The organism is Romboutsia sp. LXY-2 (assembly GCF_056171995.1).
The window spans coordinates 467,823-490,690 of record NZ_JBKFGI010000006.1 but is presented as its reverse complement, the minus strand read 5'-3'; the positions used below and the strand labels follow the sequence as shown (position 1 = coordinate 490,690).

The following is a 22,868-nucleotide window of genomic DNA, read 5'->3' as shown; positions in this document are numbered from 1 at the left end:
TTTCTGGTATGGAACTACACGCTATATCTATCATACCTTCTATTTTGCCCGAGTACTCCTTTATATCATATATGGCTCTCTTACAGTTGTTAAGTATACCAATTGCATGTTCGTAAAGTATTTCTCCTGATTTAGTCAATGTAATACTTTTATTACTTCTATTTACAAGAATACTTCCTAGTTCTTTCTCGAGATTTTGAATATGAGCACTCACAGTAGGTTGAGTTAAAAAAAGTTCTCTAGCAGCTTTAGAAAAACTTTGATGCTTAACTACTGATACGAATACTTCTAGTTGTTTAAAATCCATTAGTATATCCCCCTTAAGTTTTCTAATTATATTATAACATATATGTCTAAAAACCATAAAATAAATACTTTTTTATAAAAAATATAAAAACTAAGTTGGTATTTTGATTATTTAGTAAATATTTGGTATAATATATTAAAACCGTAAATATATATCATGAAAAAGGTTTTGTATTTACAAAAAAATTACAGATAATGTATATGTGTTATTAAAGTATGGGATTTGCTATATAATTTAATAAGGAGCATATTATTTTGATGGTACAATAGTCCAGACTTATTAAGATATATTTAATAAATTTTATGAAAGGGGGACTGATGTATGAACCTTAAGAACAAAGTTCTTTGTTTAATAGCTTTAAGTATGTTTGTTATTGGTTGCAATATTAATAGTGATGATGCTATTGAACCAGTCGCTGATAAAGCTACTCAACAAAAAACAATGACAAAAGTACAAAATGATGTCAATGAAATTATGAATAAGGATTATGATTATATAATACAAAATATGGGAATACCATATTGTACGACTTATTATGTTGATACTAAAGAATTAGATGAAAATAGTATTGATAGTTTAGATGATATAAGAGTAGCTACTGATTTAAGAATGGTTTATCCTAAATATTCCTCAAATAATGAATTGGCTAATAGTGCTTTATATATTGAACTACATAATAACAATGTCATAGAAGTACAAACATATGAGTTTTCTAAATATGACATAAAAGCTGAGCAGATAAGAAATAATATTGATTTAATTGTAGATATGTACGATGATAATCTTGCTATTCAATTAAATACAGTACAAGGCAATGATTTTAACAAATATATTGGGTTAAAATTAGATGAATTAAATGATATTGTAAACCTTGAGTTATCAAATTTTGAAGTATACGATAAATATAGAGAAAGTATGGTTATGGGATTCATTTTAGATGATAAAAGTGATGATACACATAATATTTTAACTATATATGAATCGGATAATGTTATCAAAGATATAAAAATAGTAGATGAAAATCAAATTATTAATACTATAAAAGAAAAACTGATTAAATAGTTTTAAAAAGGTTATAAATAGTTTATACATATAAGCTATTTATAACCTTTTTATTTATTGTTTAAAATATAGTCTTAATAATGGTATTGTTCATAATAATCAAACAATTTATTATGATATAATAATAGATATGTAAAAAATGGAAGGGAGTAAGCGTAGTGATAAAAGAATTTATAAAATATTATAAGCCATATAAAAAACTGTTTATTCTAGATTTACTAGCGGCTTTTTTATTTGCGCTTTGTAATTTAGTTTATCCGATGATAACTAGAAATATTATGGATGAGGTAGTTCCAAATAAAGATCTAAGGATGTTAATAATATTTGGGATTACACTTGTAGCAATATTTATTTTAAAAGCAGGATTAAATTATTTTATGCAGTATTGGGGGCATGTTGTTGGAGTTAGAATGCAAGCTGATATGAGAGGATATGTATTCACTCATTTGCAAAAGCTTCCGAACTCATATTTTGATAATAATAAGACCGGTATAATTATGTCTAGAATAATAAATGATTTAATGGAAATATCAGAGTTAGCTCACCATGGTCCTGAGGATCTATTTATTTCATTAATAATGTTAGGTGGTTCATTCTTTATATTACTAGGAATAGACGTCAAACTTACCTTAATAATATTTGCGGTATTACCTTTTGTAATATGGTTTGCTATATCTCAAAGAAAAAAAATGCAAAATGCGTTTATGGAAACTAGGATAAAAACAGGTGATGTAAATGCCACTTTAGAGAATAGTATTGCTGGTATGAGGGTAACAAAATCTTTCTGTACTGAAAGAGAAGAATTAGAAAAGTTTAAGAAGAGCAATAACGTATTTAGATATGCAAGAGAAGGTGCATATAAAGTTATGGCTCAATATTTTTCAGGGATGAACTTATTTATGGATGTTCTAGAGCTACTTGCACTAGTAGCAGGAGGATACTATACATTCACAGGGAAAATAACTTTAGGTGATTATACAGCGTATATATTATATGTAAAAATGTTTATTGAACCAATTAAAAAACTTATAAACTTTACAGAACAATATCAAAGTGGTATGACAGGGTTTGAAAGATTTAGAGAAATAGTAAATGAGGAATCTGAAAAAGAAAATAATAACCCAATAGAGTTAAAAGATGTTAAAGGTAATATTGATATAGAAAATGTATCTTTTGTCTATGAAGATGAAACTGAAGTTTTAAATAATATTAGTTTATCAATAGATGCCGGGAAAACAATAGCTTTAGTTGGTCCATCAGGTGGAGGTAAAACTACATTATGTAGCCTTATACCAAGGTTTTATGACTATGAACAAGGTGATATTAAAATCGATGGAAAAAGTGTAAGAGATATTAGTTTAAAGTCACTTAGAAAAAATATTGGTATAGTTCAACAAGATGTATTCTTATTTACGGGAACGATAAAAGAAAACATACTATGTGGTAATCCGAAGGCAAGTGATGAAGACATAGTATCTGCGGCTAAAAAAGCAAGAATACATGATTTTATAGAAACACTTCCAGATGGATATGATACTTATATTGGAGAACGTGGTGTTAAGTTATCTGGTGGTCAAAAACAAAGGGTTTCTATAGCTAGAATATTCTTAAAAAATCCACCAATAATTATTTTAGATGAAGCAACATCAGCATTAGATAATGTAACTGAAAGAGAAATACAAGCCTCGCTAGAAGAATTAAGTAAGGACAGAACAAACTTAGTTGTTGCACATAGATTAAGTACAATAAAAAATGCAGATGAAATAATAGTTCTTACAGATAAAGGCATAGAAGAAAGAGGAAGTCATGAAGAGTTAATAAATAAAAATGGTATATACAGTAGACTTCATAAAAAATAACAAATCTTAATTTTAAAATATTATAGAATAGTAAGTGGCTATACTGGACAAATTAAAAATAGTTATATGCATAACTATGACAGGAGGCCTTTACATGAAGAATAATAAAAACAGGGAAAAAGATAGACCAAAATCTAATGCAGAAATGAGAAAAATACATTTTGAGCATGGTTCAGAAATAGGAATAGTAGATGGACAAAAAATAGGAGCTAAAGATTCAGGAACTAATAAAACTAAAGCACAAAAACAATACCATAAGGCTAAAAAAGCAGATTAATTAAAAAGGGGTATGAAAAATTGTTTTTCATACCCCTTTTTGTGTCATAAATAATAATAAGAGTTTGAGTAGTAACTCAAACTCTTAATTTATTGGTGCCGGATGTGGGACTTGAACCCACACGATATCACTATCAACGGATTTTGAGTCCGCCCCGTCTGCCGATTCCAGCAATCCGGCATAAATAATATACTATCATTATAACAATATAGTATATCGTTTGCAATATATTTATGTTAATATACTTTTCATATTGTGGTAATATTAAATAATAGGATATTGGTATATAATAACTATATACAAAAAAATGAAAGACCTTAGGAGTGATAAATTTGGATAAGAGATTAGTTATAATAGATGGAAACTCAATAATAAATAGAGCATTTTATGCTTTACCAGAGATGAATAACAAAGAAGGATTAAAAACAAACGCTATATATGGATTCACTACTATGCTTTTTAAGATTATAGACACATATAAGCCGACCCATATTAGTGTTGCATTTGATAGAAAAGCACCTACTTTTAGACACATTGAGTATAAAGAGTATAAAGCAGGAAGAAAAAAAATGCCTGATGAACTTAGAGAACAGTTTGAACCTTTAAAGCAATTACTTGATAAATTTAATATACATAGATTAGAAATGGATGGATATGAAGCTGATGATATTATAGGTACAGTTTCAAAAAAAGCTGAAGAAGATGGGTACAAAGTATACATAGTTACTGGAGATAAAGATGCTATACAACTAGCATCGAATAATACAACAACTTTAATAACTAAAAAGGGGATTGGAGAAGTAGAAGAATATAATTACGATTCTGTTTTAGAAAAATATGAGATGACACCTACTCAATTTATAGACTTAAAAGGCCTTATGGGTGATAAGTCTGATAATATACCTGGAGTTCCTGGGATTGGGGAAAAAACAGGGATAAAGCTTATTAAGGAATATTCTAATATAGAAAATTTAATAGAGAATGTAGATAAATTAAAAGGCAGTGTAAAGACAAAAATCCAAGAAAATAGTGAACTGGCTACTATGAGTAAAAGATTGGCAACAATAATTAGAGATGTGCCAATTGATACAAATCTAGATGAGCTAGTTTTTGGAGATTACAATAAAGATGATGTATTAGGATTATTTAGATATTTTGGATTTAATAGTTTAGTATCAAGATTAGTTGAATTAGAGGGTGGAGAAGAAATCAAAGAAACTAATCAACCTCTAAATATAAAAGAGCTTGAAGACTTTGATAAGTTTATTTTAGAAGCAAAATCTCAGAAGAGTATAATATTAAAGACTGTGAAAAAGAAAGGTAATATGCTAGAGAAAAACATATTGTACATGTTCATAAGCTTAGACGGAGAAAACATATACTATATTAAGGAAGAAGGATTACATAGAATTGAGGAGATACTTTCAAGTAGTGAAATTAAAAAATATGGATATAATCTAAAAGATGATTATTTAGCACTAAGAAGTTATGGAATACTGTTAGACAATATGAACTTTGATATTACTATAGCTGAGTACTTAATAGATTCAACTTCATCGACTTCATATGAATGCAGTGCAATCGCAATGAAATATCTTACTAAAAAGGTAAAGACTAATGAAGAGTTATTAGGTAAAGGTGTTAAAGCTAAAGGATTTGAAGATTTAGACTTTGATGAATTATCAAATCACATAGGCAAAATAATTAATACTGTAAAAGGTGTATTGCCTATAATGGAAAAAAGCCTTATAGAAATGAACATGGATGGCTTATTTTATCATGTAGAAATGCCCTTAGTAGAAGTATTAGGATCAATGGAATTTGAGGGTATTAAAGTTGATAAGGAAAAATTAAATGAACTGGGATTAGAATTTAAAGAAATCATTAGTAATCTAGAGAAAGAGATATTTGAGTTAGCAGGAGAAGTGTTTAACATTAATTCTCCAAAGCAACTTGGGGTAATATTGTTTGAAAAATTACAGTTACCAGTAATTAAAAAGACTAAAACTGGGTATTCAACTAATGCAGAGGTATTAGATAAGCTAAAAGATAATCATCCGATAGTTGAAAAAATAACTGAATATAGACAAATAGTAAAGCTTAATTCAACATATGTAGAAGGTCTATTAGCTATAATTAATCCTATAAGTAATAGAATACATTCATCATTTAATCAAACTATTACTACAACAGGAAGGATATCTTCAACAGATCCGAATCTGCAAAATATACCAGTTAGGATGGAGATAGGAAGAAACATTAGAAAAGTCTTTATAGCAGATAATGGATGTAGATTAGTAGACGCGGATTACTCACAAGTTGAATTGAGAGTTCTTGCGCATATGAGTCAAGATGAAAATATGATAGATGCATTTAATCATGATGAAGATATACATACAAAAACTGCATCACAAGTATTTAACGTACCAATGGAAGAAGTAACTAGTGAAATTAGAAGCGCAGCAAAGGCAGTTAACTTTGGAATAGTATACGGAATAAGTGATTTTGCATTATCGGAAGATTTACATATACCAATTAAACAAGCAAAAGAATATATAGAAAATTATTTAGCTAAGTATCATAAGATTAAAGAGTTTATGGATAATACCATTGAAAAAGCAAGTGAAGATGGCTATGTAATAACACTGTTAAATAGAAGACGATATATTCCAGAAATTAAATCAAGTAATTTTATGGAAAGAAATAGAGGAAAAAGATTTGCCATGAATGCTCCTATACAAGGTAGTGCAGCAGATATAATTAAGATAGCTATGGTCAATGTTTACAAAAAACTTGAAGAACAAGGTCTGAAATCTAAGCTAATACTTCAAGTACACGATGAACTGATTGTAGAAACTGTTAGTGAAGAAGTTGATTTAGTTAAGAAAATTGTAAAAGAAGAAATGGAAAATGCTGTTGCTATGGATGTACATTTAGATGTTGATTTAAATGAAGGTAGCTCTTGGTATGAAACAAAGTAGGTGGATTAATGTTGGTTTTGGGGCTTACAGGCAATATTGGGTGTGGTAAAAGTAGCGTAACTAAAATATTTCAAGAAAAGGGCATAGACGTTGTTGATGCTGACATAATATCTAGGAAAATATTTGAGGATAAAGATCTTTTAAAAGAAGTATTTGATTATTTTGGAGATGGCATAAAGAATGATGATAATACTTTAAATAGAAAAGCTTTGGGAAATATTGTGTTTAATGATAGTGAAAAGTTAATTAAACTTAATAGCTTTACGCATCCAAGGATAAGAAATAAAATACAGTATGAAATAGAAAATATCTTTAAAGAAAATAAAAAAATAGCAGTAATAGATGCAGCTCTGATTGTTGAAGGTGGATATTTAGAGTTTATCGATAAGTTACTGGTTATAACATGTCAAGAAGAAATACAAATAGAGAGAATTCAAAGAAGAGATAATTGTAGTAGAGAAGAAGCTATAAGTAGAATGAATTCTCAAATAAGCCAAAGTGAAAAGGCTAAATATGGAGACTACATAATAGATAATTCGGGGACATTGGAACAATTAAAAGAGAACACTCAAAAATTTATTATGTATATGAAGGAGAATTGGTGTGAATAAAAAGAGGGTTTTAATTCTATTCATAGCTATAGCCTTATTTGCAGCATTACTTATAGAAAGTGATAATTTCAAAAAAATAATATATCCTAAAAAATACTCTGTTTATGTAGAAAAATACTCTGAAGAATTTGAAATAAATGAAAACTTGGTGTATAGTGTTATGAAAGCAGAAAGTAAATTTGATAAGGATGCAATATCAAGAAAAGGTGCCAAAGGCCTAATGCAAATAAGTGATATAACTAAGGACTGGGCAATTGAAGAGTTAGGATTGGGTGATATTGATATATATGATCCTGAAAATAATATAAAAATAGGATGTTGGTATCTTAAGAAGCTATATAAAGAATTTGGTGATTTAGACTTAGTAATAGCTGCATATAATGGTGGTTCGGGTAATGTTACTAGGTGGCTAAAAAATAATGAATATAGTAGTGATGGTAAACATTTAGATAGTATACCTTTTCAAGAAACATCTACATATGTAAAAAAGGTAAGAAAAAATTATGACATGTACAATGATATATATAGCAAGGAAGGAACTAACTAATGAAGAAATTTAAACTTTTAGCTATACTTTTAGCTGTTTTATTAGTGGCGGTTGGTTGTAAAAGTGAAGAAGATACAGTTACAACAAAGGAAGAAACTCCGAGCGCAGTTAATTCAGATTTTATAAGTTTAACTATGGTTAAGCCAGAAACTATAAATCCTATAATAAATAAAGATAAGTCTGTTGGGTACATAACAAACTTAATATATGATGGTTTATTTACAATAGATGAGAATTATGATATTGTTCCTCAATTAGTAGATGAATTCGGGGTTTCTCAAGATGGAAGTAAAATAAGCATAAAATTAAAAGATGCTACTTGGCATGATGGAACTCCTGTTACATCTAAAGATGTTGCGTTTACGGTGGATTTAATAAAAAAGAACTCTCAAAGCCCGTATAAGGTATTTGTAGAAAATATTTCATCAGTATCTATAACTAACGATAAAGAGTTTAGTATTAAATTTGCAAATAATTATGCGTTTTCTATGGATACGCTTATATTCCCTATTGTATCGAAAAATCAATTAAATTCAGCGTCAAGCTCTAGTTTAAGTGAGTATAAGAATAATTTAGTTGGAAACGGACCATACAAAATAGAAGAATACAAAGAACGTGAAAGTATAACTTTATCAGTTAATGAAAATTACTATGAGAAACTTCCAGACACTATGAAAAATGTTAAGGTAACAATGGTACCAGACAAAGAATCACAAGTTGCTATGGTAACAGCATTACAAAGTGATATAGGAAATATAGCTTTAGATGATTTAAGTAAGTTTCAAGAAAAAGAATTTAATGTAACCAACTATGAAGGAAGAGGTTATGAGTCTATACTTTTCAATTATGACAATGTATTCTTAAGAGACATTAACTTTAGAAAAGCTATAGCTCATGCTATTGATAGAAATCAAATATTAGAAGAGGGGTATATGGAAGATGCTACTATAGCTAATTTCCCTCTAAATTCAAATTCAAAATACTATGATAAATCTATTGAACCTTTAGAGTATAATAAGGATAAGGCTAAAAAGTACTTAGAAAGTGTACAGCCGTTAAGTGAAGATGAGCTAAAGGCTATACAAGATAAGGAATTACAGGAAAATCAATCTGAAAATGAAAGTCAAGATAAAGTAACTAGCGATGATTCATCTTCAGCTAATGAAACTAATAAAAATGAGAAAAAAGAAAAAACACCAGAAGAAGTGAAAAAAATGATCTCAGAATTAAATCTTAAGATAATAGTAAATAAGGATAATAGTGAGAGAAAGAAATCTGGCTATGTTATTGTTAACAACTTAAAAGCTGTAGGGATAAAAAGTACATTAGTAGAACTAAGTCCTGAAGATATGGATAAGGCATTAAGTGAAAAGGATTATGATTTAGCACTAGTAGGGTGGGAATTGTCAATAGTGCCAGACGCTACTTCAATAATTGAAAATAGTGGATATAGTGATGAACAATTAAATAACTACTTATCATCGTTAAGAAATGCTACATCACAAAATCAAATACAAGATATTTATAAATCTATTCAAAATTATGTAAAAGATAATGTAGCATTTATTAGCTTAGTTATTAGAGATAATTATGTGGTTACAAATAGACGATTAGAAGGGAATATCGCTCCTAATGATTATGATGTCTATGAAGGAATATCCAACTTAAACATTAAAAAGAGTAAATAAAAATAAAAGTGGACACTTTCGAAAGTATCCACTTTTATTTTTTTTTGATGACCAAAAATAATTCATTAAATCAAAAAATAAGTTAATAATAATCTTAGAAAGTATGCTATAATACCCGTATAGGGTATATAAGGAGGTGTTATTAAATGAAGAAAAAAATATTAGTAAATGGAATGAGCTGTGGACATTGTGTTAATCATTTGAAAACAGCATTAGCTGAAGATATAGAAGGAATAGAAGTTATAGAAGTGAGCTTAGAAGATAAGTGTGCTATAGTGGATATGCAAGAAAATGTATCTGAAGAAAGCTTAAGATTATTAATAGAAGACTTAGGGTATGAATTAGTAGGAATAGAATAATTTTAAAGAGACTGGATACAGTCTCTTTTTTTTGAATTAATTAAAATTAAGTAAAAAAAGACTTCTATTGGGGGAATTAATAGAAGTCTTAAAATGGGGGAGATTGAGTATGTTTGATTTTACATTATTATTATATCCACACTCAATAAATATATACATTTATACACCGTAATTTTATGAAATTATATATTAAGGTATATAGAATATATTATGAAAATTGGCCAAGAAGGTAACTCACCTTTGAAAAAAAAATGAATATAATAGTATTAACTAAGGGGGGGTATCATGGAGCCTAGAGGATATAAAGATGATTTAAGAAAAGTGATACTTGATATGGCCCAAAAAGAACTTGAAAATTATGTATCTCAAAAAGGAGCACAAAAATACTTTGAGGGTAATGTTGATAAAGTTATAAATGAAAATATCAAAAAGTTCAATCAAGGTATTGGTGTAAATAAAACATATTCAAGAATAATAAGACATGGTGCATATCAAGAAAATATGTCTTCAATAGCAAGGACAATAAAGAAGGAAGAGTTGTTTAAGTCTAAGAACGAATTAGTTAAATTTGCGAGATACTTAGGGATTAATGTAAATATGAAAGCACCATATAACCAAATTCTTAAAAAGGTAGCTGGCCATATACACAATAACAGAGATTCATATGCAAAAAAATATATGGTTTATAAAAGAGGTAATGATGAGTTTATATTAGAACCAGAGCAGATAAAGAGTGATTTAATAGAAAGTTATAGATCTAAGGCTAGAGAAGATATGAAATCCATTGCAAAACTTTTAAATATAGGAATAGATGAAGAGGATGGAGCAGAAGACATAAGAAAAAAAGTAATAAATTCTATAATAAAAGATAAACTATCTAGGAATAAATAAATAATAAAAATTAGAGACGCTAGAATAGCGTCTTTAATTTTTATATTGGCATATACTATAAAAGATAATAATTGAGGAGATGATGAACATGATAGTAAAAAGGACGATAATCATAATATCAATAGTATTAGCAATCATCATAACTTCTAATATAGAGAGACAGATATTTCCTCCGAAATACGAAATTAAAATAGTTAGCTATAATATACACAGTGGATTAAATAAAGATATGTACCCGACTTTATTTGATATAATCGATTTTTTAAGAATTTCTAATGCAGATGTAATATGTTTGCAGGAAGTTAATGAATCTGCAAAGGTAGGATTTCAAGTTAGTAGCTTAAAGGAAGAATTAAATATGAATTCTCATTTTGCTGCCAATGTAGTTAACTTTGGCTCTAATTATGGAATGGTGACATATTCTAAATATCCGATTAAAAGCGAAAATCACATATATCTTCATAGTGAGAGGGAGCAAAGAGGAATATTACATACAGTAATTAAGATTGGAAGTAAAAATTTAAATGTTATAAATGTCCATTTAGGGCTTGGAAAGGAAGAAAGAGAAATACAATTAAAAGAATTAATCCAATTTGTTAAGGAGTTAGGTGATGAACCTTATGTAGTTGTAGGTGATTTTAATGAGGGAAACATATCAGTAGAGGATGAATTGCTAAAGGATGCAGCAAAAGAATTAAACAAATCAAACACTTTAACGTTTGCAACTGGATTAGATAGAATTGATTATATATTTGTATCACCAAACATAGAGGTATTAGACTATGAAGTTTTAATAAAAAGTATGTCAGATCACTATCCTATAGTAGCTAAGCTAAGAATATAGACAGAAAGTTGTCATATTACTTTACATTTAATAGCAATATAAGCTATCATTAAAATATAAAGAAAAAAATGGTATAATATGACAATTATAAAGGTGTAAGGGGGAAACACTGTGAAGAAAACTATTGCGACTTTAGGTATAGGTGCGGTTGCATTCGCTATGGGTTCTATAGAAGCTAGTGCAATGGAAAAGGGAACTATAAATACTAGCGCTTTAAACATAAGGACTGGTCCAAGTACAGACTATAATAGAATAGATAAAGCATACAAAGGAAATGTAGTAGAAATTTTAGAAAAGTCAAATGGATGGTATAAAGTAAAGCTATCAAATGGAACAATAGGATGGGGAAGTGGACAATACATTACAGTTAGTGGACAGCAAACTAAACCACCTATATCAACGCCATCTACAAACACTAGGGGGAAGATTACTGCTAGTCCAAGACTTAATATTAGAAGTGGGCCAAGTACTAGTTATTCAATTTTAACTACTTCTAATTATGGTGATGTAGTTGAGTTAATTGAAAAATCAAATGGATGGTACAAGGTAAAACTATCAAATGGAACGACAGGATGGGGTAGTGGTCAATATATTGTTGAAATAAATAACTCATCAGGCAATACAAATAATAATAATAACTCAAATAATAATAATAATAACTCGAATAGTGGTAATAACAATACAAGTAAACCTGAAGATACTAAACCACCAGTATCATCAAATCGAGAAGCTGTTGTCAACTTAGCTTATGACTTAATTGGAAAACCTTACGGATGGGGTGGGAATGGACCTGATAATTTTGATTGTTCTGGCTTTACTAAGTATGTTTATAGCAAATCAGAAGGTAAAAATATACCGAGAGTATCTAGAGACCAAGCCAAATATGGTGTAGAGATTTCTAGGGAAAATTATGCACCAGGAGATTTAGTATACTTTGATACTGATTATGATGGAGTAGTTAATCATGTAGGAATTTATGTAGGCAATAATGAATTTATTCATGCAAGTGGAACACCTACAAATCCTGATACTGTAATAAAAGAAAGTCTATCAAGTAATTATTGGACTAAAGTTTTAGTAGGGGCAAGAAGATTTTAATAATATATAAAGAATATCTCTAAAAAATATAGAGATATTCTTTTTTTGTTCATAAAATGCTTTGTTCTTAAATATATATTATTAATAATAATATTAGGGGGACAAACTAATGAATAGAAGAAAAAAGATTTACAGGGGATTTAATAGAAGAAATAAAGTAAATCAAGCAAAAGTTGCTTCGGTAATAGTTCTATTACTGGTTGCAGGAATAGCTGGAGGATATGGATACATAAAGTTAAAAGATATAGATATAGTTGAAAAATTTACTAGCAGTAGTAGTAAAATAATTGCTAGTATTACTTCTAAATTACCTTTTTTAGAAAAATTAGATTTTTCAGATAAGTTAGACTCAGATGTAATAACATCTGGTGATATTTCAAAAGAGTTAGGTGAATTAGAAAAAGAATCAGATAAAAAAGAAGATGTCGAGAGTAGCAATGTGGAGGAAACTGATGATATAAAGTTAGCTAAAACAGATGGATGGAATTTTTATACAATTCAAGTTGCTTCAGTACAAGATGATAAAGAGCTTGTGAAAATAGAAAATGAATTAAATGAAAAGAAGATACCATGCTCTATAGTAGAAGTTGATGGCATGAAAAAGGTACAAACTTATTCTTTTTTTGAAAAAGATGATACAAGAGCGTATTTAGAAGAAGTAAAAGGTATTTATCCAGATGCATTTTTATCTGAAATGAAAATACCAATGCTGTCATTAGAATATACAAATAAGTATGAATACGTAGGTGAAATATCTAGCCAATTAAACAAATTAATAACAAATTTTAAAGATGAATCAGATTTTTGGAAAAAAAATAAAGAGAGTATAAATAAAGAAGAATACAATAAAATATTAACTAGTAGAAGTGATATTATTAAGTCTATTGAAAAGGAAGTGGAGAAGATTGATTACTCAGGAATGGAATCCTTCAAAGATAGCTTGACTAAATATATTAACGATGTAAATGAGAATATAACACAATCTTCTAAAGCCGCTAACGAGGAACAGTATTATATTAGCAAAGCTAATTATGTATCTTGTATGCAAGGATATTTTTCGTTTATTAATATAATAAAAGGGGTATAAAATAGGGTCGTTTTTAACGACCTTTTTTTATTTTATAGTACAATTCAATACAAAAAATTATATTGCTGTGTCGACAATAAATTAACAATTGTATTTTTTAATGTTTTTTATAGTATAATTAGTATATCTTAAATAAAATATTTTTGTTTAATAAGGGGGTAAAAAAATGAAGCTCTTAACTTTCAGAGGGGGTATACATCCTCCATATAGAAAAGAGTACTCAAACCAAAAACAACTTGAGAAAGCACAATGTCCTAAAGTAGTTTATATACCTCTGCAACAACATATAGGAGCACCAGCAAACGCTATTGTTGAAGTGGGAGAAGAAGTGAAACTTGGGCAGAAGATAGGTGAACAACAAGGATTTGTTTCATGTAATGTTCACTCATCAGTATCAGGTAAGGTTATTGCGATTGAGCAACGCGAAGTTCCAGGAGGAACAGGTCTATGTGTTGTAATTGAAAACGATTTTAAAGATGAAATACATGAAAGTGTAGTTCCAAAAGGAGACCTAGAAAATCTAAAAAAGGAAGAGATTATTGGTATTATCAAAGAAGCAGGGATAGTTGGTATGGGGGGAGCTACATTTCCAACGCATGTCAAAATATCACCACCACCAGATAAAAAAATAGACGTAGTTATATTAAATGGAGCAGAATGTGAGCCATATTTAACAGCTGACCACAGGTTAATGTTAGAACATCCTGAAGATGTAGTATATGGACTTAGAGCTCTAATGAAAGCATTGAGTGTTGAAAAAGGATATATAGGAATAGAAGTAAATAAACCAGATGCACTTGAAGCGGTAAAAAATGTTGCCAAGAGTTATAGCAACATTGAAGTAGTAAGTTTAGAAGTTAAATACCCTCAGGGTGCAGAAAAACAACTTATTTACGCATGTACAGGCAGAGAAGTACCATCAGGTGGTTTACCAATGGATGCAGGTGCTGTAGTAAATAACGTAGGTACAGCAGCTCAAATAGCTAAATCTATTAAGACGGGGATGCCGTTAGTAGATAGGATTACTACAGTTACAGGAAGCTGTATAGCTGAACCTAAAAATCTAGTAACAAGAGTTGGAACACTAGTGTCAGAAATAATAGAACAATGTGGTGGCTTCAAGGAAAGTGAAAAGTTAGGCAAAGTTATAATGGGTGGTCCTATGATGGGTATAACTCAATATACAATAGATATACCTACAAATAAAGGATCTTCAGGAATATTATGTTTAAACGAAGAAGAGTCTCGTACGCCAAAGCCTCAAAATTGTTTGAGATGCGGTAAATGTTTAAGCGTTTGTCCTGCATTTTTACAACCTCTGTATATAAGTGCATATTCATTAAAAAATGATTTTGCAAATGCAGAAGAATATAGAGCTCTTGATTGTATAGAATGTGGATCTTGTTCATTTATTTGTCCTGCAAGAAGACCATTACTTCAATCAATAAGAAATGCAAAAAAAGAAATATTAACAATGAAGAGAAAGCAAGCAGCTAATAAATAAATAGAGTTTGGGGGAACAATGATGGATAATAAGTTGATAGTATCATCTTCTCCTCATGTGAGAAGCAATGAAGATACGTCTTATATTATGAAGCAAGTTGTAATAGCGCTTCTTCCAGCAGCACTAGCAGGAGTATACTTTTTTAGATTAAGTGCATTAAACGTTATGTTTTTCTGTATACTTGGAGCAGTTGGATCAGAATTTCTGTATCAAAAAATTACTAAGCAAGAAAGTACAATCGGAGACTTCTCAGCAGTCGTTACTGGTTTACTACTTGCGTTCAACGTACCAGCATCTCTGCCTTGGTGGATGTGTTTAATAGGTAGTGCCTTTGCTATTATAGTAGTTAAAATGATATTTGGTGGTATAGGGAATAACTTTATGAACCCTGCATTAGCAGCTAGGGCGTTCTTATTAGCTTCTTTCCCAGTTGCAATGACTACTTGGACAAAAACAGGAGTTAACTGGGTTAGTTCAGGAAGTTTAGATGCTGTTACTACGGCTACTCCTTTAAGCTTCTTAAAATTGTCAGCATTAGATAGTGCAGCGCAAGGGGTAGATCTTTTATCAACAAATGGAATAAGCTTAACTGATATGTTAATTGGTAATATAGGTGGATGTATAGGTGAAACATCAGCAATATTAATATTACTTGGTGGGCTTTACTTAATGTATAAGGGAATTATAAATTATGTAATACCAGTATTTTATATAGCTACAGTATTTTTATTAACATTTGTATTAGGTGGATTTAACTTTAACTTTGCAATTTATGAGCTATTAGCAGGTGGTCTTATGTTAGGTGGATTCTTCATGTTAACAGATTACACTACTTCACCGATGACTACAAAAGGTCAAATAATATATGCAGTAATTGCAGGTATATTAACTGCGGTTATAAGATTATTTGGTGGATACCCAGAAGGTGTGTCATATTCAATATTACTTGTAAACGTATTGACTCCGCTTATAGATAAATATGTTAACAATAGAGTGTTTGGGGAGGTGTCTAAGTAATGAATAATATAGCAAAACTAGGAGCAACTTTATTTGCAATATGTGCAGTAGCAGCATTAGCTCTTGGATTAACTAATAAAATTACAGCACCTATTATAGAAGAAAGAAATATTCAAGCTAATAATGAAGCTAGACAAATAGTATTACCTGATGCCACTGATTTTAAAAAGATGGATGATGCTGTATTTAACCAAACTTCAGTTAAAGATGTAGTTGGTGAGGTATACGAAGGTTTAAATGGATCAGAATTAGTAGGATATACTGTTAAAACTTTACCTAAAGGATATGGTGGAGAAATAGAGCTTATTGTTGGTATATCAAAGGATGGAACTATAACAGGTATAAACATAGGAAGTATGTCTGAAACGCCTGGACTAGGATCTAAAGCTGCAGAGCCGGCATTTAAAGATCAATTCAATGATAAAGCTACAAAAGAGCTAACTCTTGTAAAAGGTAAGGTATCTTCAGATACAGATATACAAGCAATTTCAGGTGCAACTATTACATCTACAGCGGTTACTAATGGGGTAAATGCTGCTATAGAAGTGTATAATAGTTCACTTAATAAATAGAGGGGGTTAATTTATGAATTTAGCTAAGCTACTAAAAAATGGGCTAATAGATGAAAACCCAATTTTTGTTCAAGTTATTGGTATGTGTCCTACTCTGGCTGTTACTACATCAGCAATAAATGGATTAGGAATGGGACTTTCAACTACAGCAGTTTTACTTTGTTCGAATTTAGTTATTTCTCTAATGAGAAAATTTATACCATCAAAAATAAGAATACCTGCATTTGTAGTAGTAATAGCAACATTTGTTACTATAGTAGGTATGTTATTAAAAGCTTATATACCAGCTCTTGATGCAGCGCTTGGGTTATTTATACCACTGATTGTTGTTAACTGCTTAATACTAGCAAGAGCTGAAAGTTTTGCATCAAAAAATGGTCCTGTAGCATCTGCAGTTGATGGTATAGGTATGGGGCTTGGATTTACTATGGCACTTACAATCTTAGGTGCAGTAAGAGAAATACTTGGAAATGGTAGTTTATTTGGTTGGGCATTATTTGGTGCATCTTATCAACCAGCATTATTATTTATATTACCACCAGGTGCCTTTTTAACATTAGGATTCTTATTAGCAGGATTCAATAAATTAAAGAATAAGAAAGCATAGTGGGGGTGTAATATATGAATTTAATACTTTTATTTCTAAGTGTTGTTCTTGTAAATAACGTTATAACATCTCAATTTATGGGTATATGTCCTTTCTTAGGTGTTTCTAAAAAAGTTGAGACAGCCGTTGGAATGGGAGCAGCAGTTACATTTGTTTTAACTTTAGCTTCAATAATAACATACTTTATACAAAAATTATTAATAAGTACTAACGTTGCGTTTTTACAAACTATAGCGTTTATATTAGTAATAGCATCTATAGTTCAGTTCGTTGAGATGGTTATTCAAAAGATGAGTCCATCTTTATACCAAGCTTTAGGTGTATTCTTACCATTAATAACAACAAACTGTGCGGTACTTGGTATAGCATTAGTTAACGTTCAAAATGGATATAACTTAATAGAAACAATTGTAAATGGATTTGGAGCAGGTGTAGGATTTACATTAGCAATAGTTCTATTTGCAGGAATTAGAGAAAGACTAGAGTTAGCTGATATTCCTGAAGCATTCAAAGGCTTCCCTATAACTCTTATATCAGCGAGTTTAATGTCAATAGCTTTCCTAGGATTCACAGGGCTTATAAAGCTATAAAAATGGGGGGTGAAGTTTATGGAATTATTTAATTCAGTATTAGTTCTAGGAGCATTAGGATTAATATTTGGTGCAGTACTTGCATATGCATCTAAAAAGTTTGCAGTTGAGGTAGATGAAAGAGTAGAACAAATATTAGAAGCTCTTCCAGGTGCTAACTGTGGTGGATGTGGTTACCCAGGGTGTGGTGGTCTTGCAACTGCAATAGTTGAAGGAAAAGCAGCAGTTAATGGTTGTCCTGTTGGAGGTTCTGAATGTGCATCAAAAATAGGAGAAATAATGGGAATAGTAGCTTCGGCAGAAGAAAAAATAGTAGCGAAAGTTATTTGTAAAGGAAACTGCCAAAGCGCTAAAAATAAATATGAATACGAAGGTATATCAGATTGTAGAGCTGCAAGTGTATTAAATGGTGGTCCAAAGTCATGTAAGTTTGGTTGTTTAGGGCTTGGTACCTGTAAGGATGTTTGCAACTTTGATGCAATAACGATACAAGATGGTGTAGCTGTAATTGATGAGGAAAAATGTGTACTTTGTGGAAAATGCATAGATGTTTGTCCAAAACAATTAATAGGCAAAAAGCCAGCAAAGCAAGAAGTAGTAGTTGAGTGTAATAGTAGAGAATTTGGAAAAGCAGTTAAAGAAAAATGTAGCGTTGGATGTATAGGTTGTGGACTTTGTGTAAAAGCATGTAAGTTTGATGCCATTGAATTTGAAAATAAAATTGCAAAAGTATTATATGATAAGTGTGTAGGATGTATGGCTTGTGTGGAAAAATGTCCAACAAAAGTAATAAAAGGTGACTTAAGTAAGAGAGTAAAAGTTACAATTGAAGAAGAACTTTGCGTTGGATGTACGATTTGTAAGAAACAATGTAAATTTGATGCTATAGAAGGTTCATTAAAGGAAAAGCATAAAATAGATCCTGACAAATGTGTTGGATGCCATTTATGTATGCAAAAATGTCCTAAAAAGGCTATTAAAACTGTATAATATGGATAGAATAAAGGTGTGGAGTTTCTGCACCTTTATCTTTTTGTGAAAAAGTATACAAAAATAACAATAGTGTAACTAAAAGGTTCGACATAAGAGTTGAATTTTTTACAATATAGTGATAGACTTAATAGGGATAAATTCTAAGTAAAAGGCGAGGTGGATAAATGGATATTATCTTAGCATCGGCATCTCCTAGAAGGAAGGAAATTTTAGGGAATACAAATGTTGAATTTACTGTCATCAAAAGTGAAATAGATGAGGTTATTTTAGATAATGAGAAGCCTCAACAGGTTGTTATGAGACTAGCCTTTGAAAAGTGTTTAGATATTGCATCTAAACATGAAGAGGATTTGGTTATTGGAGCAGATACTATAGTTGTACTAGATGATAAAATACTTGGTAAGCCTAAAGATGAAAATGAAGCTTATAGAATGATTAAGTCATTGTCAAATAGAACTCATCAAGTTATAACAGGTATTAGCTTAATAAATCTACAAAGCAATACAAAAATAATTGACTGTGTAGTTAGTAATGTGAAATTTAAAGATTTATCTGAGGAGGACATAAGAGATTATTTACAAACAAATGAGTCTTTAGATAAAGCCGGAGCTTATGGTATACAAGGTTACGGAGCTTTGCTAGTTGAAGAAATACAAGGAGACTATTTTAATATAGTTGGACTACCTATTTCTAAGCTAAGTGATTTACTTAAAGAACATTTTGGAATTAATCTTTTTTATGGAGGATGATCTAACTGAGTCAGTCTTTTGAGTTGAATTTATCGATGAAAGATATAGCATCAGAGGAAAGACCTAGAGAAAAAATGCTTGCTAAGGGTGAAAAGAGTTTATCGAATTCTGAATTATTGGCAATACTCCTTAGAACAGGCACAAAACATAAAAATGCTATTGAGTTAGCGCATTATATTATCAACAAAGATGCACAAGGAATAAGATATCTACACGAAATGACGATAGAAGAACTTTGTGAAATAGACGGTGTTGGAATATCTAAGGCTACACAAATTAAAGCTGCTTTAGAATTAGGTGTGAGAGTTGCTAGCTTTAAGCCATTGAAGTATAAGGTTAAAAATCCATGGGATATCTATAAATACTACATGGATAGTCTAAGATATAGTAAAAAGGAAATATTTAAAGTGGTACTTCTAAACACAAAAAATGAAATAATTACTGATATTGATGTATCGGTAGGAACATTAAATTCTTCTCTTGTACATCCGAGAGAGGTATTTAGAGAAGCTATAAAACGAAGCACCAATAAAATTATCTTAATACATAACCACCCTTCAGGCAGTGTAGAGCCATCTAACGAAGATAAGAATATTACTTCAAGACTTATAAAATGTGGAGAAATAATAGGTATTGAAGTTATTGATCATATAATTATTGGCGATGGATTATACTTTAGTTTTAAGGAAAATATGATAATTTGATTTTATAGAAAGTAGGAAGGAGAATTAAAATGGCTAAGGAAAACAAGGAAAAGAAAGAGAAAAAGGGATTAGGTTCGTTTTTTGGATTTAAAAAAATGACAAAAGATATGGGGATAGATTTAGGTACTGCAAACACTTTAGTTTATATAAAAGGGCAAGGAATAGTGGTTAGAGAACCATCTGTTGTTGCAATAAGAGATGACAGTAAAGAGGTTTTAGCTGTTGGAGAAGAAGCTAAGAGAATGATAGGTAGAACACCTGGAAACATTGTAGCTATAAGACCTATGAAAGATGGAGTTATAGCTGATTTTGATGTTACTCAATCAATGTTAAGTTACTTTATACAAAAAGCTGCATCAAAAAAAGGTGTGGTAAGTCCAAGAATAGCAATCTGTGTTCCTTTCGGAGTTACAGAAGTTGAAAAGAGAGCTATAGAAGAAGCAGCAAGACAAGCAGGAGCTAGAGATGCTTATCTTATAGAAGAACCAATGGCAGCAGCTATAGGTGCTGGTCTTAGAGTTGAAGAGCCAGAAGGTAATATGGTAGTAGATATCGGTGGAGGTACTACAGAAATAGCTATAATATCTTTAGGTGGTATAGTTACAGCTAAATCTATAAGAATAGGTGGAGATGAGTTTGATGAATCTATAGTAAGTTATGTTAAGAAAGAATATAACTTAATGATAGGTGAAAGAACTGCTGAAGATGTTAAGATAAACATAGGATCAACATTCAAAGATGATCAAGAAGCTAACATGCAAATAAGAGGTAGAGATTTAATATCTGGTCTTCCTAAAACTATAGAAATTTCTTCTACAGAAGTAAGAGATGCTTTAAAAGAGCCAATAAACTCTATAGTAGATGCAATAAAATCTACATTAGAAAAGACACCACCAGAATTAGCATCAGACATAATGGAAAACGGAATAATGTTAACTGGAGGGGGAGCTTTACTAAGAGGTTTAGATAAGTTAGTTAAGCAAGAAACAGGAATGCCTGTTCAAATAGCAGAAAACCCATTAGACTGCGTTGCATTAGGAACAGGGAAATCTGTAGAAGATCAAGAAATATTTGAAAAAGTATTAATGATGCAAAATAGAAAGTAATTAAAGTGGGTGATAACCTTGAAATTCGATAAAAATAAAAAAGAAAAAAAGAGGTTCAATGTTAAAGTGATAGCAACATCGGTAGTTGCTATCACTTTAATTGGAATTGTGGGAATATCTATTGGGAGATTTTCTGGAGTAAATCAATTGAATTTTGGTGTAGTTTCGGATACTGTAACCATTGTTCAAGAAAATTTAAACAAAGGATTTTCATTTTTAAAAGACAATTTTGAAGAACTTATTAACTATAGGAAAAATGCTAGTAATTTAGCTAGCCTTCAAGAAGAAAATGAAAAGTTAGAAAAATATATTATTGAGCTAACGAGACAGTTAGACGAAACGGAATCTTTAGAAAACTTAAAAAAGTCACTTAACTTTATCGATGAAACTTACAAAGCTAGTACTGTAGCATCAAGTGTAGTTGGTAAAAATGACGGAAACTGGTACGATACTTTTGTAATAGGTGTTGGAAGTAGCTCAGGAGTTAAAAAAGATAGTGTGGTTATGAACGGTAGTGGATTAGTAGGATTAGTTTATGAGGTGTCAGAAAACTACAGTAAGGCTATTTCTCTACTAGATACTAAGTCGTCAGTAAGTTTTAAACTACTTAAAGATTCTAACTTTAAAGGTGTTATAACACAGAATACAGCAATGGCTGATAAAGAAAATTATAAAAATCAAGGTCTCCTTCAAGGGTACATGTTTGATTCATCGTACAATGTGTTACCAGGGGATGTTGTAGTTACTTCAGGATTAGGGTTATATCCAGAGGGAATACCGATAGGTGAGATAGACAAAGTAATTGATGATAAAAATAAATCTCTAAAATACGTGGTTGTAAAACCTTATGTTGATTTTAAAAATGTAGATGACGTTGTAGTCGTTGAACCAAGAAATATAAAGTAAAGGGGATAATCAGCAATGAAAAGAGTTTTACTATGTATTTTAGGTATACTTTTAGTAGCGATAGAAGGCAGTATTACCAATTATATAGATATATTTGGTGTAAGCTTTAATTTAGCATTAATATTTATGACGATAATTGCTCTATATTTAGATGAACTAGAGGTCGGGATTATTGGAGCAATTATTGGTCTTACAAAAGATATTGTTTTAGGTGGAGTATTTGGATTAAATGCCCTAATCTTATTTTCAATATCTTATGGTATAAGTCATCTTAAGGATAAAATTTACAAAGAAAGTTATATTACTATATTTGCGTTAGTTTATATAACAAGCTTATTTGACTCAATGGTAAATATTACGGGAGCTACATTAGTTTTTAACAGTTATGGAATAGGAAATATGGTATTAAAAGGACTATTATTAATACCGATGTTAAATAGTTTATTAAGCTTAGTTATATATAAAGTATTTAAGAAAAATATATATAAGCTTAAAAAAGATTAGTTGGT

24 protein-coding genes and 1 tRNA gene are annotated in these 22,868 nt (G+C 30.2%); 23 read left to right on the top strand and 2 right to left on the bottom strand.

All coding sequences use genetic code 11. The annotated features are described in order from the left end of the window. On the bottom strand, positions 1-307 hold a 307-nt coding region (locus tag ACI48P_RS13530; protein WP_475216530.1), incomplete at its 3' end, for a LysR family transcriptional regulator. A gap of 321 nt (positions 308-628) precedes the next feature. Here ACI48P_RS13530 and ACI48P_RS13525 point away from each other — a divergent pair. From ACI48P_RS13525 to ACI48P_RS13515, 3 genes are all read left to right on the top strand, one after another. Beyond that, the gene (locus ACI48P_RS13525; RefSeq protein ID WP_475216528.1) at positions 629-1,369 is read left to right on the top strand and encodes a hypothetical protein; all 741 of its coding nucleotides are present in this window, start codon (positions 629-631) and stop codon (positions 1,367-1,369) included. A 158-nt stretch (positions 1,370-1,527) separates the two neighbouring features. After that, a complete protein-coding gene (locus ACI48P_RS13520; RefSeq protein WP_475216526.1) occupies positions 1,528-3,228 on the top strand; it encodes an ABC transporter ATP-binding protein in 1,701 nt (566 codons plus the stop codon). Between the two features lie 94 nt (positions 3,229-3,322). Continuing rightward, positions 3,323-3,505: a hypothetical protein gene (locus tag ACI48P_RS13515; RefSeq protein WP_475216524.1), complete on the top strand. Its 183-nt coding sequence runs from the start codon at positions 3,323-3,325 to the stop codon at positions 3,503-3,505. Positions 3,506-3,598: 93 nt separating this feature from the next. Here ACI48P_RS13515 and ACI48P_RS13510 read toward each other — a convergent pair. Beyond that, positions 3,599-3,685: transfer RNA gene (locus ACI48P_RS13510), tRNA-Leu, on the bottom strand. Between the two features lie 152 nt (positions 3,686-3,837). Here ACI48P_RS13510 and polA point away from each other — a divergent pair. From polA to mreD, 20 genes are all read left to right on the top strand, one after another. After that, positions 3,838-6,486 carry a DNA polymerase I gene (gene polA / locus ACI48P_RS13505; protein ID WP_475216522.1) on the top strand — a complete coding sequence of 883 codons (2,649 nt, stop codon included), beginning with the start codon at positions 3,838-3,840 and terminating at the stop codon, positions 6,484-6,486. An 8-nt stretch (positions 6,487-6,494) separates the two neighbouring features. Further along, positions 6,495-7,097 carry a dephospho-CoA kinase gene (coaE, locus tag ACI48P_RS13500; protein WP_475216520.1) on the top strand — a complete coding sequence of 201 codons (603 nt, stop codon included), beginning with the start codon at positions 6,495-6,497 and terminating at the stop codon, positions 7,095-7,097. Continuing rightward, a complete protein-coding gene (locus tag ACI48P_RS13495; protein ID WP_475216518.1) occupies positions 7,090-7,644 on the top strand; it encodes a lytic transglycosylase domain-containing protein in 555 nt (184 codons plus the stop codon). Before coaE ends, ACI48P_RS13495 begins: the two co-directional genes overlap by 8 nt. After that, a complete protein-coding gene (locus ACI48P_RS13490) occupies positions 7,644-9,332 on the top strand; it encodes an ABC transporter substrate-binding protein (RefSeq protein ID WP_475216516.1) in 1,689 nt (562 codons plus the stop codon). The genes ACI48P_RS13495 and ACI48P_RS13490 overlap by 1 nt, the downstream gene beginning before the upstream one ends. 146 nt (positions 9,333-9,478) lie before the next feature. Then, positions 9,479-9,691: a heavy-metal-associated domain-containing protein gene (locus tag ACI48P_RS13485; protein WP_475216514.1), complete on the top strand. Its 213-nt coding sequence runs from the start codon at positions 9,479-9,481 to the stop codon at positions 9,689-9,691. Between the two features lie 285 nt (positions 9,692-9,976). Next, on the top strand, positions 9,977-10,582 hold the full coding sequence (locus ACI48P_RS13480; protein WP_475216512.1) for a hypothetical protein: 606 nt from the start codon (positions 9,977-9,979) through the stop codon (positions 10,580-10,582). An 88-nt stretch (positions 10,583-10,670) separates the two neighbouring features. Further along, positions 10,671-11,426, top strand: a complete 756-nt coding sequence (locus ACI48P_RS13475; protein WP_475216510.1) for an endonuclease/exonuclease/phosphatase family protein — start codon at positions 10,671-10,673, stop codon at positions 11,424-11,426. A gap of 111 nt (positions 11,427-11,537) precedes the next feature. Then, entirely contained in the window at positions 11,538-12,524 is a 987-nt protein-coding gene (locus tag ACI48P_RS13470) for a C40 family peptidase (protein WP_475216508.1), read from the top strand. Positions 12,525-12,633: 109 nt separating this feature from the next. Continuing rightward, positions 12,634-13,611: a hypothetical protein gene (locus ACI48P_RS13465; protein ID WP_475216506.1), complete on the top strand. Its 978-nt coding sequence runs from the start codon at positions 12,634-12,636 to the stop codon at positions 13,609-13,611. Between the two features lie 166 nt (positions 13,612-13,777). After that, positions 13,778-15,115, top strand: a complete 1,338-nt coding sequence (gene rsxC / locus ACI48P_RS13460; RefSeq protein ID WP_475216504.1) for an electron transport complex subunit RsxC — start codon at positions 13,778-13,780, stop codon at positions 15,113-15,115. A 21-nt stretch (positions 15,116-15,136) separates the two neighbouring features. Continuing rightward, positions 15,137-16,132: an RnfABCDGE type electron transport complex subunit D gene (locus tag ACI48P_RS13455; protein ID WP_475216502.1), complete on the top strand. Its 996-nt coding sequence runs from the start codon at positions 15,137-15,139 to the stop codon at positions 16,130-16,132. Further along, the gene (locus tag ACI48P_RS13450; RefSeq protein ID WP_475216500.1) at positions 16,132-16,704 is read left to right on the top strand and encodes an RnfABCDGE type electron transport complex subunit G; all 573 of its coding nucleotides are present in this window, start codon (positions 16,132-16,134) and stop codon (positions 16,702-16,704) included. Before ACI48P_RS13455 ends, ACI48P_RS13450 begins: the two co-directional genes overlap by 1 nt. 13 nt (positions 16,705-16,717) lie before the next feature. Next, complete coding sequence (gene rsxE, locus ACI48P_RS13445) at positions 16,718-17,311, top strand: electron transport complex subunit RsxE (RefSeq protein ID WP_475216498.1); 594 nt, start codon at positions 16,718-16,720, stop codon at positions 17,309-17,311. Positions 17,312-17,325: 14 nt separating this feature from the next. Continuing rightward, positions 17,326-17,901 carry an electron transport complex subunit RsxA gene (gene rsxA / locus ACI48P_RS13440; protein ID WP_475216497.1) on the top strand — a complete coding sequence of 192 codons (576 nt, stop codon included), beginning with the start codon at positions 17,326-17,328 and terminating at the stop codon, positions 17,899-17,901. Positions 17,902-17,919: 18 nt separating this feature from the next. Beyond that, on the top strand, positions 17,920-18,891 hold the full coding sequence (locus tag ACI48P_RS13435; RefSeq protein WP_475216496.1) for an RnfABCDGE type electron transport complex subunit B: 972 nt from the start codon (positions 17,920-17,922) through the stop codon (positions 18,889-18,891). Positions 18,892-19,058: 167 nt separating this feature from the next. Then, positions 19,059-19,643 carry a Maf family protein gene (locus tag ACI48P_RS13430; RefSeq protein WP_475216494.1) on the top strand — a complete coding sequence of 195 codons (585 nt, stop codon included), beginning with the start codon at positions 19,059-19,061 and terminating at the stop codon, positions 19,641-19,643. Between the two features lie 35 nt (positions 19,644-19,678). Then, positions 19,679-20,347 carry a RadC family protein gene (gene radC, locus ACI48P_RS13425; RefSeq protein WP_475216492.1) on the top strand — a complete coding sequence of 223 codons (669 nt, stop codon included), beginning with the start codon at positions 19,679-19,681 and terminating at the stop codon, positions 20,345-20,347. A 29-nt stretch (positions 20,348-20,376) separates the two neighbouring features. Further along, on the top strand, positions 20,377-21,453 hold the full coding sequence (locus ACI48P_RS13420) for a rod shape-determining protein (RefSeq protein WP_475216490.1): 1,077 nt from the start codon (positions 20,377-20,379) through the stop codon (positions 21,451-21,453). A 9-nt stretch (positions 21,454-21,462) separates the two neighbouring features. Beyond that, positions 21,463-22,359: a rod shape-determining protein MreC gene (gene mreC, locus ACI48P_RS13415; RefSeq protein ID WP_475216488.1), complete on the top strand. Its 897-nt coding sequence runs from the start codon at positions 21,463-21,465 to the stop codon at positions 22,357-22,359. A 15-nt stretch (positions 22,360-22,374) separates the two neighbouring features. Beyond that, positions 22,375-22,863, top strand: coding sequence for a rod shape-determining protein MreD (mreD, locus tag ACI48P_RS13410; RefSeq protein WP_475216486.1), 489 nt, complete (start codon positions 22,375-22,377; stop codon positions 22,861-22,863). The last annotated feature ends 5 nt before the right edge of the window (positions 22,864-22,868 follow it).

Excerpts from the sequence above, each read along its gene's own strand:
- ACI48P_RS13525 (WP_475216528.1), top strand. The coding sequence starts at position 629 with ATGAACCTTAAGAACAAAGTTCTTTGTTTAATAGCTTTAAGTATGTTT.
- ACI48P_RS13515 (WP_475216524.1), top strand. The coding sequence starts at position 3,323 with ATGAAGAATAATAAAAACAGGGAAAAAGATAGACCAAAATCTAATGCA.
- coaE (WP_475216520.1), top strand. The coding sequence starts at position 6,495 with ATGTTGGTTTTGGGGCTTACAGGCAATATTGGGTGTGGTAAAAGTAGC.
- ACI48P_RS13490 (WP_475216516.1), top strand. The coding sequence starts at position 7,644 with ATGAAGAAATTTAAACTTTTAGCTATACTTTTAGCTGTTTTATTAGTG.
- ACI48P_RS13485 (WP_475216514.1), top strand. The coding sequence starts at position 9,479 with ATGAAGAAAAAAATATTAGTAAATGGAATGAGCTGTGGACATTGTGTT.
- ACI48P_RS13480 (WP_475216512.1), top strand. The coding sequence starts at position 9,977 with ATGGAGCCTAGAGGATATAAAGATGATTTAAGAAAAGTGATACTTGAT.
- ACI48P_RS13475 (WP_475216510.1), top strand. The coding sequence starts at position 10,671 with ATGATAGTAAAAAGGACGATAATCATAATATCAATAGTATTAGCAATC.
- ACI48P_RS13465 (WP_475216506.1), top strand. The coding sequence starts at position 12,634 with ATGAATAGAAGAAAAAAGATTTACAGGGGATTTAATAGAAGAAATAAA.
- rsxC (WP_475216504.1), top strand. The coding sequence starts at position 13,778 with ATGAAGCTCTTAACTTTCAGAGGGGGTATACATCCTCCATATAGAAAA.
- ACI48P_RS13455 (WP_475216502.1), top strand. The coding sequence starts at position 15,137 with ATGGATAATAAGTTGATAGTATCATCTTCTCCTCATGTGAGAAGCAAT.
- ACI48P_RS13450 (WP_475216500.1), top strand. The coding sequence starts at position 16,132 with ATGAATAATATAGCAAAACTAGGAGCAACTTTATTTGCAATATGTGCA.
- rsxE (WP_475216498.1), top strand. The coding sequence starts at position 16,718 with ATGAATTTAGCTAAGCTACTAAAAAATGGGCTAATAGATGAAAACCCA.
- rsxA (WP_475216497.1), top strand. The coding sequence starts at position 17,326 with ATGAATTTAATACTTTTATTTCTAAGTGTTGTTCTTGTAAATAACGTT.
- ACI48P_RS13435 (WP_475216496.1), top strand. The coding sequence starts at position 17,920 with ATGGAATTATTTAATTCAGTATTAGTTCTAGGAGCATTAGGATTAATA.
- ACI48P_RS13430 (WP_475216494.1), top strand. The coding sequence starts at position 19,059 with ATGGATATTATCTTAGCATCGGCATCTCCTAGAAGGAAGGAAATTTTA.
- radC (WP_475216492.1), top strand. The coding sequence starts at position 19,679 with ATGAAAGATATAGCATCAGAGGAAAGACCTAGAGAAAAAATGCTTGCT.
- ACI48P_RS13420 (WP_475216490.1), top strand. The coding sequence starts at position 20,377 with ATGGCTAAGGAAAACAAGGAAAAGAAAGAGAAAAAGGGATTAGGTTCG.
- mreD (WP_475216486.1), top strand. The coding sequence starts at position 22,375 with ATGAAAAGAGTTTTACTATGTATTTTAGGTATACTTTTAGTAGCGATA.